The sequence below is a fragment of the Pseudomonas sp. KCJK9058 genome, assembly GCF_046230975.1.
Classification (GTDB): domain Bacteria; phylum Pseudomonadota; class Gammaproteobacteria; order Pseudomonadales; family Pseudomonadaceae; genus Aquipseudomonas; species Aquipseudomonas alloputida.
Genome location: NZ_JBJJLR010000084.1, coordinates 1 through 12,229 on the forward strand (window position 1 = coordinate 1; position 12,229 = coordinate 12,229).

The following is a 12,229-nucleotide window of genomic DNA, read 5'->3' on the forward strand; positions in this document are numbered from 1 at the left end:
GGGGGTCCTTTTTTTGGGCTATGAGGGTTTTTTTTTTTTTGGGGGGGGGGGGGGGGGGTCCCCAACCCTCGGCGCCAGGCCCCCCCCCCCCCTCCAAAAAATCCGCCCCCTGTTTTTTTTTTTTTAATCAAAATTTCATTTAAATTTTGTCCGCCACTAGCGCGCCGTATCAAGGCGCTTTTGACATCTGCCGCCTACTGCTTCAGAGTTCGCGCTTTTTTCTGTCGTAATGAGGTAAGCCAACCATGAATGCAGTGATCGCCGCGGTCGGCATCATGCTGATACTCAGCCTGTCCCGCGTGCACGTGGTCATCGCCCTGATCATCGGCGCCCTGGCCGGTGGGCTGGTGGGCGGCCTGGGCATCGAAGGCACGCTCAAGGCCTTCAACGGTGGCCTCGGCGGTGGTGCCACGGTGGCTTTGTCCTATGCACTGCTGGGTGCCTTTGCCGTGGCAATCGCCAAGTCTGGCCTGGCCCATGCGCTGGCCGACCGCGCCCTGGTCATGATCGACCGGCAGGACGACGCCAAGGGCGGCAAGGTCAAATGGCTGATGATCGGCCTGATGCTGGTGGTGGCCGTGTCGTCCCAGAACATCCTGCCTATCCACATTGCCTTCATTCCGCTGCTGGTACCCCCTCTGTTGTACGTGCTGACGCGCCTGCGTATCGACCGCCGGCTGATCGCCTGTGTGATCACCTTTGGCCTGATCACCCCGTACATGTTCCTGCCGGTGGGCTTCGGCAACATCTTCCTCAACGAGATCCTGTTGGCCAATGTGGCCCGCGCGGGTGTCGATGTGAGCGGCGTCAACGTCACACACGCCATGGCCGTCCCGGCTGCAGGCATGCTCGTCGGCCTGCTGGTGGCGGTGTTCATCAGCTACCGCAAGAAGCGTGACTACGACCTGGCGCGGATCCAGCAGGTGGAGCAGGTGAGCGTGCAGTACAACCCGTTGACCTTGCTGGTGGCCGGGCTGGCGATCGCGGCAGCCTTCATTGTCCAGCTGTTGCTGGACTCGATGATCATCGGTGCCATGGTCGGTTTCCTGATCTTCTCGCTGTCGGGCATCGTCAAGTGGAAAGAGACCGACGACCTGTTCACCGAAGGCATGAAGATGATGGCCATGATCGGCTTCATCATGATTACCGCGTCCGGTTTTGCCGAGGTGATGAAGGCCACCGGTGAGGTGAAGAGCCTGGTGGAAACCTCGGCGCAGTGGATCGACCACAGCAAGGGCGTCGGTGCCCTGCTGATGCTGTTGGTAGGCCTTTTGGTGACGATGGGGATCGGCTCGTCGTTCTCCACCGTGCCGATCCTGGCGGCGATTTTCGTGCCTCTGTGCGTACAACTGGGCTTCGACCCGTTGGCCACGGTGTGCATCATTGGTACTGCCGGTGCGCTGGGTGATGCAGGTTCGCCGGCCTCGGACTCGACCCTGGGCCCGACCTCGGGCCTGAACGTGGATGGCCAGCACCACCACATCTGGGACACCGTGGTGCCGACCTTCATCCATTACAACCTGCCGCTGCTGGTGTTCGGTTGGTTGGCGGCGATGACCTTGTAAGGCGGGGGAGGGCGTCAGCCCTTGTCGGGCGGCGGCGAGATGCGATTGAGCACGGTGCTGCCGTCCTTGCTGCGGGTCAGGTAGACCGGCAGGACTTTGGGCAGGTTGTTGACCAGGCGCCCCACCTCACGGGTGTTGTAGATGCCGCTGATGCGAATGCGGCCGGTGCTGGCATCGGCCAGTCGCAGCGGGGCGTCGAGGTAGCGGTTTATCACCGGCAGCGCCTGTTCCAGGCTCAGGTTGTCGAGCACCAGCTTGCCGCTGCGCCATGCCAGGCTGTTGCCATAGTCGTCGCTTTGCTCCAGCTGCGGCTCGAAGTCGCCCTTGTGGTAGCTGGCCTGCATGCCAGGGCCAAGGCGGTAGCCACCGGCATTGCCCTCACTGGACACCAGCACTGAACCTTCCACCAGGGTGACCTTCACCTGGTCCTGGTACTTCCACACGTTGAACTGGGTGCCGGTGACCCGGGTCTGGCCACTGCCTGCACGCACGATGAACGGGTGGCTGCTGTCGTGTCGCACCTTGAAGAACGCCTCGCCGCGCTTGAGCGTGACCTGGCGCTGGTCCTTGTAGTTGAGGAAGGTGAGCTCGGTGTGCAGGTTGAGCTGTACCGTGCTGCCGTCGCTGAGCTCCACGGTCTGCATGTGGTCACCGGCTTCGACGTGCTGGTAGTGGTTGGGCAACCAGCCCTGTTCCCACCCCATCCAGCCGGCCAGCGGCAGCACTGCCAGGGCGATGGCCGCAGCAGACGCCAGCGGCCGCCAGTTGCGGGGGCGGGCGGCGTGTTTGGCGGGTGGGTTGAAGTCGATGACGGTGGCGCTACGCGGCAGCAGGTCGGCTGTTTGCCAGATTTCCAGCATCGCCTGATATTCTTCGGCATGCCGCGGGTCGGCCGCCAACCAGCCAGCGAATGCGTCACGCTCGGCCTGCGTGCAATCGTCGGCGTGCAGGCGCATGCACCAATGCGCTGCGGCGTCGGTGATGGCATCGTCTGGGCTGGGATTGAGGCGGTCGTGGTTCATTGCGGCTCCGGGTTTTGCGCATTCTACCCTTGCGAGAGGGCTCCCGAGAACCAATGTAATGGCGAATGACTATCAGTTGTGCCGGTTTTTCGTCGGATTGACCACGGTTTTTCAGCGTTTGAGAACCCTTCGCGGGCAAAAGACGATGTCTGCAATCGCTTCCGGGGCGGCCTGGTGCGGCGAAGAGGTCAGTGTTTGCAGTACCGATTCGGTAACCTGTACCGGCCCTCTTCGCAGCACACGGCTGCCCTTGCAACAAGCGCGTCAGTGACACACCGGTCAGAACTGTGCGGCCTCTAGCCCATAAAGGCTGCCACTACCGGCCCGAATGCTCGCCTCCAGCCCCAACCCCCGCGGCAAGACCCGCTGGAAATAGAACGTCGCACAGGCAAGCTTCGCACCATGAAACGCCTCGTCCTCATCACGTTTGGCCAGCGCCACCGCCGCCATCCGCGCCCACATGTACGCATAGGCCGTCAGCCCGAACAGCTGCAGGTACTCAACGGCTACCGCGCTGACCAGGTTGGCATCCTCGCCAGCCTGCGCCCGCAGCCAGGTGCTGGTGGCCTCGAGCCGCGCCAGGCTCGCCTGCAGGGCCTCGCGGTGCAAGGGCGCATCCACACTGAAGGCCCGCACTTCGCTGGCAAAGCTGGCCAACGCCTGACCACCGTCGGCCAGCACCTTGCGCCCCAGCAGATCAAGGGCCTGAATGCCGTTGGTGCCTTCATAGATTTGCGCAATGCGCACGTCTCGCACCCGTTGCTCCTGGCCCCATTCGCGGATGTAGCCATGACCGCCATACACCTGCTGGCCAAGCACGCAGCTTTCCAGACCGTTGTCGGTGAAGAATGCCTTGGCCACCGGTGTCAGCAGTGCCACCAGGCGTTGGGCATGCTCGCGTTCGCCAGCGTCCTCGGCATAGCGCGCCACGTCCAGTTGCTGGCCAACGTAGACGGCGAACGCCCGACCTGCTTCGGTGAGGGTGCGCATGGTCAGCAGCATACGCCGAACATCACCATGGTGGATGATCGGGTCGGCCACCTTGTCGTGTGCCTGCGGGCCAGTCGCTGCGCGGCTCTGCAGGCGCTCGTTGGCATAGCGGGCGGCGCTCTGGTAGGAGGCTTCGGCACAACCGATGCCCTGTATGCCGATGGACAGGCGCTCGTAGTTCATCATGGTGAACATCGCTGCCAGGCCCTTGTTCGGTTCGCCCACCAGGTAACCGACGGCACCGTCAAAGTTCATGACGCAGGTCGCCGAGGCCTTGATGCCCATCTTGTGTTCGATCGAGCCACAATGGACAGCATTGCGCGCGCCCAGGCGGCCATCGGCCTCGACCAGGAATTTGGGGACCAGAAACAGCGATATGCCTTTGGCACCGGCGGGCGCATCCGGCAGCTTGGCCAGCACCAGGTGGACGATGTTCTCGGTCAGGTCCTGCTCGCCGCCGGTAATGAAGATCTTGCTGCCACTGATGCGCACGCTGCCATCGGCCTGAGGCTCGGCGCGGGTGCGGATCAGCCCCAGGTCAGTGCCGGCATGGGGTTCGGTCAGGCACATGGTGCCGGCCCAGCGGCCTTCGTACAGCGGTGGCAGGTAAGTGGTCTTGAGCGCTTCGCTGGCGTGGGCATCGATCGCCAGGCAACTGCCTGCGCTCAATGCCGAATACAGGCTGAAGCTGCAGTCAGCCGCGTAGAGCATCTCTTCGAACAGCACGCCGAGCATCTTTGGCATGCCCATGCCGCCGTGTTCCGGGTTGCCACCCAAGCCGACCCAGCCACCTTCGCGGTAGGTGTTCCAGGCCTCGCGAAACCCTTCGGGGGTGGTAACTTGGCCTGCGTCGAAGCACACACCTTGCTCGTCACCGTTGCGGCTGAGCGGGGCGATCAGCTGGCCGGTGACTTTTGATGCTTCCTCGAGAATGGCGTCGGCAGTGTCGGCATCGATGCGTTCGGCCAGGGCGGGCAGTCGGGCCCACAGGCCTGAAGCGTTGAACACGTCATGCAGGACGAAGCGCATGTCGCGCAGGGGGGCGGAATAGGTGGTCATCGGCAGCTCTTGCAATAGTGGGGGAGGGTTGGGCGTGCGCTGAACCGTCAGGCGCAGCTGTGTGCTGCGCCTGAAGGGGAGCGGCTACGGCATCAGAGGGCCTTGGCCCGGTCGCGCAGCACGTACTTCTGGATCTTGCCTGTCGAGGTCTTGGGCAGCTCGCCGAACACCACGGTCTTCGGCACCTTGAACCCGGCCAGGTGCTCGCGGCACCAACTGGTGATGTCGGCTTCACGGGTGTCCTCTCGGCCCGGCTTCAGGGCAACGAAGGCGCACGGGGTTTCCCCCCATTTTTCATCCGGGCGTGCCACCACGGCGGCTTCCAGCACTGCCGGGTGCTTGTACAGGGCGTCTTCGACCTCGATGGTGGAGATGTTTTCGCCACCGGAAATGATGATGTCCTTGAGCCGGTCCTTGATCTCGATATAGCCGTCGGCATGCCACACGGCCAGGTCGCCGGTGTGGAACCAGCCGCCACGGAAGGCTTCGGCGGTGGCTTCAGGGTTTTTCAGGTAACCCTTCATCACCGTGTTGCCGCGCATGAAGATTTCGCCCAGGGTATTGCCGTCGCGGGGTACTGGCTGAAGGGTTTGCGGGTCGGCGACCATCAGGCCATCGAGGGTCGGGTAGCGCACGCCTTGGCGAGACTTGATGCGTGCACGCTCTTCCAGCGAAAGCGCGTCCCATTCGTCATGCCAGGCACACACGGTCACCGGGCCGTAGACCTCGGTCAGGCCGTAGGTGTGGGTGACCTTGATGCCCATTTCTTCCACGGCGCCGATGACCTTGGCCGGTGGAGCGGCGCCGGCGACCATGGCCTGCACCGGGTGCTCGATGGCTGCCTTGGCCGCCTCGGGCATGTTGACCAGCGCGTTGAGCACGATCGGCGCACCGCACAGGTGGCTGACTTTGTGCTCGCGGATCAGGGTCAGGATCTTCTGCGGGTCGACCCGGCGCAGAAACACATGGGTGCCGGCCAGGGCGGTGATGGTCCAGGGGTAGCACCAGCCGTTGCAGTGGAACATCGGCAACGTCCACAGGTACACCGGGCGGTGGCCCATGGCCCAGGTCATCTGGTTGCCCAGGGCGTTCAGGTAGGCACCACGGTGGTGGTAGACCACGCCCTTGGGGTTGCCGGTGGTGCCGGAGGTGTAGTTCAGCGAAATGGCCTGCCACTCGTCATCGGGCCACTCCCAGGCAAATTCCGGGTCGCCTTCGTTGAGCAGGGCCTCATAGTCCAGCTGGCTGACCGCGCGGCCTTCGCCGTACTCCGGGTCATCCACATCAACCACCAGCGGCGGGTGTTCAAGCAGTGCCAGAGCGCCTTCGATGACCGCATGGAACTCGCGGTCGGTGATCAGCACCTTGGCCTCGCCATGCTGCAGCATGAAGGCGATAGCCTCGGCATCCAGGCGCACGTTCAGGGTATTGAGCACAGCACCGGTCATGGGTACGCCGAAATGCGCCTCGAGCATGGTCGGGGTGTTGGGCAGCATCACTGCCACGGTGTCGCCACGGCCAATGCCACGGCCGGCCAGGGCGCTGGCCAGGCGCCGGCAGCGTTGGTAGGTTTCTTGCCAGTTGCGGCGGATGGCGCCGTGGATGACGGCCGGGTAATTGCCGTAAACGGCAGCGGTGCGTTCGATGAAGCTCAGCGGGGTGAGGGCGACATGGTTGACGGCAGCGGGCATCAGGCCCTGGGCATAGATCGACATGCGGTAATCCTGTAAGGGAGGCAGACGCAGCCTGTGCACCTGGCCCCCGATGGCTGATTGTTAGCTCTGTTCAGGGTGCAGGGGGCGGACGGTGGGCCGCCCCCTCTGTCGCAGTTTTACGCGAGTCGCTATGGTATTAGGAATATCGACTATAGCAATATAGTAAAACTACTATAAAAACAGGCCGCCTACCGTGGATGACACTGCTTACCCCTTGCTCGCCAAAGACCCACAACCCAGTCTGTTACTGGCCAGTGATGCAAGCCCGCTGGCACTCAACCCGGCACTGCAGGCCTGGGTCGCCGAAGGGCCTGAGCTGGCTTGCTGGCTGCCGGCCAATTGCGCGGCCCTGGTGCGTGCCTGTCTGCGCCAGCATCGGGCGATCAGCGATGTGGAAGTGCAGGTCGGCGAACGCATCGTGCTGTGGACGTTCATGCCGGACAACCAGGGCCAGCAGGTGCTGGGCCGCTGCCGCGATGCCAGTGAAGAGCGCCATGGCGCACGCGAAGCCAGCCGCGCCCGGCGCCTGTATCGGCTGATCATCGAAAACACCACCGACCTGATTTCCCGGCACAGCCCCGATGGCCGCTTTCTCGATGCCTCACCGGCAGCCTACCGCCTGCTTGGCCTGTGGCCCGAGCAGCTGCGTGGCATGCCTGTACATACCCTGCTGCATCCGCGCGAGCGGCGTCAGGTACTGCGCCAGGCCGCGGCCGCGCTGGACCAGGACGGCTACCACACGATGACCTGCCGGGTACGCCAGGCGACAGGTGACTACCGTTGGTTCGAAATCGCCAGCCGGGCGATCCGCGAGACCTACACCGGCGCGGTGGTGGAGGTGGTCAGCGTGTCCCGCGACATCACCTTGCGCATCGAAGCGCAGGAAAGCCTGGCGCACAGTGCCCGCCTCGCGACCCTGGGCGAGCTGGCTTCGGGCATCGCCCATGAGATCAATCAGCCACTGGCCGCGGTGGTCAACTATGCCAACGCCAGTCAGCGTTACCTGCAGGGCCTGGAACGTGATCCCCAGGCGCGCGAGCGGGTAGGCCAGGGCCTGCAGCGTATCAGCGAGCAGGCCACCCATGCCGCCGAAGTGATCCGCCGTCTGCGTGCCTTCCTGCGCAAGGGGCCGCGCCGCCTGCAGGCACTGGACGTGGCCGAGCTGGCCGGCGAAGCCATGCGCCTGTGCGCCTGGGAAGCCGCGCGGGACCAGGTGCAGGTGGAACTTCGCATGAGCGCTCAACTGCCCTTGGTGTATGCCGACCGGGTGCTGCTGGAGCAGGTGCTGCTCAACCTGCTGCGCAATGCCATCGATGCCAATCGCGAGCAGCAGGGTGAGCGGCCGTCACGTATCCTGCTCTGCGCGGCGCGCGATGGCGATGGGGTGCTGGTCGAGGTCGCCGACCAGGGCCCGGGCGTGGCACCGGAGCGGCTGGATGAAATCTTTACGCCGTTTACCACCAGCAAGGCCGACGGCCTGGGCTTGGGCTTGAGCATGAGCCGCAGCCTGATCGAAGGCTTCGGTGGCAGCCTGTGGGCGCGGGCGGGTGACAGCGGCGGTCTGGTACTGTGCTGCCGGCTGGCGGTCAGCAGGGAATAAGGGGAGGCAGTGTTGCAAGCAAAAGTGTATGTGGTCGATGACGACCAGGGTATGCGCGACTCTACGGTCTGGCTGCTGCAGTCGGTGGGCCTGCAAGCCTTGCCATTCGCCAGCGGGCAGGCGTTTCTCGACGCCTGCGTCGATGATGGGCCCGCGTGTGTGCTGTTGGATGTGCGCATGCCGGGGCTGGGCGGGTTGGCTGTGCAGCAGGCGATGCGCGAGCGTGGCCTGATGGTGCCGGTGATCTTCGTCAGCGGTCATGCCGATGTACCGATCGTGGTGCGGGCGTTCAAGGCCGGCGCCTGCGACTTCATCGAAAAACCCTACAACGACCAGCTGCTGCTCGACAGCGTTCAGGCTGCGCTGGAGCACGCCGGGCTGGCGCGAGAGGGCGATCAGGCGCTGGCCTTGGTGCAGGCGCGCATCGACGGCCTGACGCCGCGTGAGCGCGACGTCTTCGTACCGTTGGCCCAAGGGTTGAACAACCGCGAGATTGCCGAGCAGTTGGGCATCAGCGTCAAGACCGTGGACCTGTACCGAGGCCGGGTGATGAAGCGGTTGCAGGCGGGCAGCCTCGCAGAGCTGGTGGGGATGGCGATTGCTTGCGGGGCGGTGGAGGCGCTGGGCCTGCGAGCGCGGTAGCCGCCTTTACGTAGCCCCTGGCAGGTGCGGCATTGTGTGTCGCGATGGGCCGCAATGCGCGCCTGCTGGGGGCGGTGTGACAGCCAGAAAACACCCACTATTTCATAGCTAGCTAATGAAAGCTTTGACATTCACTGCCTAGGCAGTAATATTTCTACACACTTAACTGAGCAGCCAACGATGGCCCATTTTTCTCCCGAAAACTTCCAGACCTGCGCCATCGGCATGTTGCTTGGCCGTGCTGCGATTCTCAAAGACCGCATTCTTGACTGGCACCTGGAGTCAGAGGGCGTCACCGCCGCGCAGTTCAAAGTGCTGATCATCGTCACCCAGTACCAGGTGGATACCCCGGCCGAACTGTGCCGTTACCTGGGCCTGGACAGCGGATCGATGACCCGCATGCTCGACCGCCTCGAGCAGAAGGAACTGATCGTGCGCAACCGCTGCGCCGACGACCGTCGCCAGGTGCGCCTGGCACTCACCGCCGACGGCCAGCGCCTGGCCAACCGCCTGCCGGAAATTGGCGCCGCCGCCATGAACGAGTTGTGCGGCGTGCTGGCACCAGAGGAGCTCAAGACCCTGGAAGGCCTGCTGGCCAAGGTGCTGCTCGGTGCTGGCGACCCGTTGACGATCCGCCGCTTCGGCGACCGTTGAACCCTGTAACGAATTATCCAAGGTATTGTCATGGCCACTCCCGCAGACACCCCGACTCCCTCCGTCTCGCCCGAGCCGTCGCGCAAGCGCAAGGCTTGGTTGCTTGGCCTGCTGTTGCTGCTGATCCTGGCAGGGGGCGGCACCTGGGCCTGGTACAGCATTGTCGGGCGTTGGCACGAAAGCACCGACGATGCGTATGTCAACGGCAACGTGGTGGAGATCACCCCGCTGGTCGCTGGCACCGTTATCAGCATCGGGGCCGATGACGGTGACCTGGTCCACGCCGGCCAGGTGTTGCTGCAATTCGACCCGGCCGACAGCGAAGTGGCCTTGCAGTCCGCCGAAGCCAAGCTGGCACGCAGCGTGCGGCAGGTGCGTGGGCTGTACAGCAACGTTGACTCGCTGAAGGCTCAACTGGAAACGCGCCAAGCCGAACTGCGCAAGGCGCAGCAGGACTTCAACCGGCGCAAGGTGCTGGCTGACAGCGGTGCGATTGCCGCCGAAGAACTGTCCCATGCCCGCGACGACCTGAGCGTTGCCCAGGCCGCCGTCAACAGCGCGCGGCAACAGCTCAGCACCAGCAGCGCGCTGGTCGACGACACCGTGGTGTCCTCGCACCCCGATGTCATGGCTGCAGCTGCCGACCTGCGCCAGGCCTACCTCGACCACGCCCGCACCACGTTGGTCGCGCCGGTCACCGGCTACGTCGCCAAGCGTACCGTCCAGTTGGGCCAGCGCCTGCAGCCGGGCACCGCGACCATGGCGGTCATCCCGCTGGATCAGGTGTGGATCGATGCCAACTTCAAGGAAACCCAGCTGCGAGAGATGCGCATCGGCCAGCCGGTGGAGATCACCGCTGATGTGTACGGCAGCGAGGTCAAGTACAGCGGCACGGTCGACAGCCTAGGCGCGGGCACCGGCAGCGCCTTTGCCTTGCTGCCGGCGCAGAACGCCACCGGTAACTGGATCAAGATTGTCCAGCGAGTACCCGTGCGCATCCACCTCAGCCCCGACCAGCTCAAGGACCACCCGCTACGTATCGGCCTGTCCACCGTGGTTGAAGTCGACCTGCATGACCAGAGCGGCCCGACCCTGGCCCAGCAGCCACCGCAGAAGGCCAGCTACACCACCCAGGTGTATGACCACCAGATGATCGAAGCCGACAACCTGATCGCCCGGCTGATTCACGAGAACAGTGCAACCGGCAAGACGGCGCAACGATGAGCAACAATGCCGCTGCCCAGTTCACGCCGCCAAGTCTGCTGCTGACCACCATCGGCCTGTCGCTCGCGACGTTCATGCAGGTGCTGGACACCACCATCGCCAACGTGGCCCTGCCGACCATTTCCGGCAACCTGGGGGTGAGCTACGAGCAAGGCACCTGGGTCATCACCTCGTTCGCGGTGAGCAACGCTATCGCCTTGCCGCTGACCGGCTGGCTGAGCCGGCGCTTTGGTGAAGTGAAACTGTTCATCTGGGCCACGCTGCTGTTCGTGCTGGCTTCGTTCCTGTGCGGTATCGCCCAGTCGATGCCCGAGCTGGTCGGGTTTCGCGTCTTGCAGGGTGTGGTCGCCGGGCCGCTTTACCCGATGACCCAGACCCTGCTGATTGCTGTCTATCCCCCGGCAAAACGGGGGATGGCACTGGCGCTGCTGGCGATGGTCACGGTGGTGGCGCCGATTGCCGGGCCGATTCTTGGGGGCTGGATTACCGATAGCTACAGCTGGCCATGGATCTTCTTCATCAACGTGCCCATCGGCCTGTTCGCTGCTGCCGTGGTGCGCCAGCAGATGCGTACGCGCCCGGTGGTCACCAGCCGCCAGCCGATGGATTACATTGGCCTGCTGACCCTCATTATCGGCGTTGGGGCCTTGCAGGTAGTGCTGGACAAGGGCAACGATCTGGACTGGTTCGAGTCGTCGTTCATCATTGTCGGCAGCCTGGTTTCGGTGGTGTTCCTGGCGGTATTCGTGATCTGGGAACTGACCGACCGGCACCCGGTGGTCAACTTGCGCCTGTTTGTGCACCGCAACTTCCGCATTGGCACCATTGTGCTGGTCGGGGGGTATGCCGGGTTCTTCGGTATCAACCTGATCCTGCCGCAGTGGTTGCAGACGCAGATGGGCTACACCGCGACTTGGGCGGGCCTGGCGGTGGCGCCGATCGGTTTGCTGCCGGTGATCATGTCGCCGTTCGTGGGCAAATATGCGCACCGTTTCGACCTGCGGGTGCTGGCTGGGTTGGCGTTCCTGGCGATTGGCACCAGTTGCTACATGCGGGCTGGTTTCACCAGCGAGGTGGACTTCCAGCACGTGGCCTTGGTGCAGTTGTTCATGGGGATTGGCGTGGCGTTGTTCTTCATGCCGACCTTGAGCATTCTGCTGTCTGACCTGCCGCCGCACCAGATTGCCGACGGTTCGGGGCTGGCGACTTTTCTGCGAACCTTGGGCGGGAGTTTTGCGGCTTCGTTGACTACCTGGATCTGGATTCGTCGGGCGGATCAGCACCATGCCTACCTGAGCGAGCACATCAGCCAGTTCGACCCGACGACGCGGCATACCCTTGAGCAGTTGGGCGGGGCCAGCCCGCAGAGTTATGCGCAGTTGGAGCAGATACTCAATGGGCAGGCTTACATGATGTCGACGGTGGATTACTTCACCTTGATGAGCTGGGTGTTTGCCGGGTTGATTCTGCTGGTGTGGTTCGCCAAGCCGCCCTTTACCGCCAAGGCGGGCCCGGCATCGGCGGGGCATTGAGCTACAATCAAGGCAAGATCCCGATGCTCTCGCTCTCGCTCTCGCTCTCGCTCTCGCTTCGGCTTTTGATTTTGCTTCTAAGCGCGCGATAGCCCAGGCGCCGGGGATTGCGACTTCAGGAGGCCGAGCGTAGGGCTTGCGAAGGGAGGTGACGGGCATGGATGCCCGTCAAGCGCTGGGCCCCAGGATGGGGCCTGCAGCGCGGTCCTCCCGGGAGCAAGCCCGG

At 63.9% G+C, this 12,229-nt stretch carries 9 protein-coding genes; 6 read left to right on the plus strand and 3 right to left on the minus strand.

The annotated features are described in order from the left end of the window. Window positions 1-245: 245 nt before the first annotated feature. A complete protein-coding gene (locus tag ACK59Z_RS25230) occupies window positions 246-1,565 on the plus strand; it encodes a Na+/H+ antiporter family protein (RefSeq protein ID WP_409293932.1) in 1,320 nt (439 codons plus the stop codon). Window positions 1,566-1,579: 14 nt separating this feature from the next. Here the strand turns inward: ACK59Z_RS25230 and ACK59Z_RS25235 are convergent, their stop codons facing one another. From ACK59Z_RS25235 to ACK59Z_RS25245, 3 genes are all read right to left on the minus strand, one after another. After that, the gene (locus ACK59Z_RS25235) at window positions 1,580-2,587 is read right to left on the minus strand and encodes a FecR family protein (RefSeq protein ID WP_087534994.1); all 1,008 of its coding nucleotides are present in this window, start codon (window positions 2,585-2,587) and stop codon (window positions 1,580-1,582) included. Window positions 2,588-2,866: 279 nt separating this feature from the next. After that, window positions 2,867-4,636, minus strand: a complete 1,770-nt coding sequence (locus ACK59Z_RS25240; RefSeq protein WP_108191369.1) for an acyl-CoA dehydrogenase C-terminal domain-containing protein — start codon at window positions 4,634-4,636, stop codon at window positions 2,867-2,869. Window positions 4,637-4,728: 92 nt separating this feature from the next. Beyond that, complete coding sequence (locus ACK59Z_RS25245; protein ID WP_003247805.1) at window positions 4,729-6,351, minus strand: acyl-CoA synthetase; 1,623 nt, start codon at window positions 6,349-6,351, stop codon at window positions 4,729-4,731. Between the two features lie 193 nt (window positions 6,352-6,544). On the opposite strand from ACK59Z_RS25245, the gene ACK59Z_RS25250 reads away from it, so the two are divergent. The 5 genes from ACK59Z_RS25250 to ACK59Z_RS25270 all read left to right on the plus strand — a co-directional run bounded on the left by ACK59Z_RS25250 (window position 6,545) and on the right by ACK59Z_RS25270 (window position 12,003). Further along, window positions 6,545-7,951, plus strand: coding sequence for a sensor histidine kinase (locus ACK59Z_RS25250; RefSeq protein WP_019751851.1), 1,407 nt, complete (start codon window positions 6,545-6,547; stop codon window positions 7,949-7,951). 9 nt (window positions 7,952-7,960) lie between these two features. Further along, on the plus strand, window positions 7,961-8,593 hold the full coding sequence (locus tag ACK59Z_RS25255) for a response regulator transcription factor (RefSeq protein WP_014860281.1): 633 nt from the start codon (window positions 7,961-7,963) through the stop codon (window positions 8,591-8,593). Window positions 8,594-8,773: 180 nt separating this feature from the next. Beyond that, the gene (locus tag ACK59Z_RS25260; protein ID WP_003247811.1) at window positions 8,774-9,247 is read left to right on the plus strand and encodes a MarR family winged helix-turn-helix transcriptional regulator; all 474 of its coding nucleotides are present in this window, start codon (window positions 8,774-8,776) and stop codon (window positions 9,245-9,247) included. A 30-nt stretch (window positions 9,248-9,277) separates the two neighbouring features. Then, the gene (locus ACK59Z_RS25265; RefSeq protein ID WP_392490748.1) at window positions 9,278-10,471 is read left to right on the plus strand and encodes an HlyD family efflux transporter periplasmic adaptor subunit; all 1,194 of its coding nucleotides are present in this window, start codon (window positions 9,278-9,280) and stop codon (window positions 10,469-10,471) included. Beyond that, the gene (locus ACK59Z_RS25270) at window positions 10,468-12,003 is read left to right on the plus strand and encodes a DHA2 family efflux MFS transporter permease subunit (protein ID WP_019751849.1); all 1,536 of its coding nucleotides are present in this window, start codon (window positions 10,468-10,470) and stop codon (window positions 12,001-12,003) included. Before ACK59Z_RS25265 ends, ACK59Z_RS25270 begins: the two co-directional genes overlap by 4 nt. The last annotated feature ends 226 nt before the right edge of the window (window positions 12,004-12,229 follow it).

Excerpts from the sequence above, each read along its gene's own strand:
- ACK59Z_RS25230 (WP_409293932.1), top strand. The coding sequence starts at position 246 with ATGAATGCAGTGATCGCCGCGGTCGGCATCATGCTGATACTCAGCCTG.
- ACK59Z_RS25235 (WP_087534994.1), bottom strand. The coding sequence starts at position 2,587 with ATGAACCACGACCGCCTCAATCCCAGCCCAGACGATGCCATCACCGAC.
- ACK59Z_RS25240 (WP_108191369.1), bottom strand. The coding sequence starts at position 4,636 with ATGACCACCTATTCCGCCCCCCTGCGCGACATGCGCTTCGTCCTGCAT.
- ACK59Z_RS25245 (WP_003247805.1), bottom strand. The coding sequence starts at position 6,351 with ATGTCGATCTATGCCCAGGGCCTGATGCCCGCTGCCGTCAACCATGTC.
- ACK59Z_RS25260 (WP_003247811.1), top strand. The coding sequence starts at position 8,774 with ATGGCCCATTTTTCTCCCGAAAACTTCCAGACCTGCGCCATCGGCATG.
- ACK59Z_RS25265 (WP_392490748.1), top strand. The coding sequence starts at position 9,278 with ATGGCCACTCCCGCAGACACCCCGACTCCCTCCGTCTCGCCCGAGCCG.
- ACK59Z_RS25270 (WP_019751849.1), top strand. The coding sequence starts at position 10,468 with ATGAGCAACAATGCCGCTGCCCAGTTCACGCCGCCAAGTCTGCTGCTG.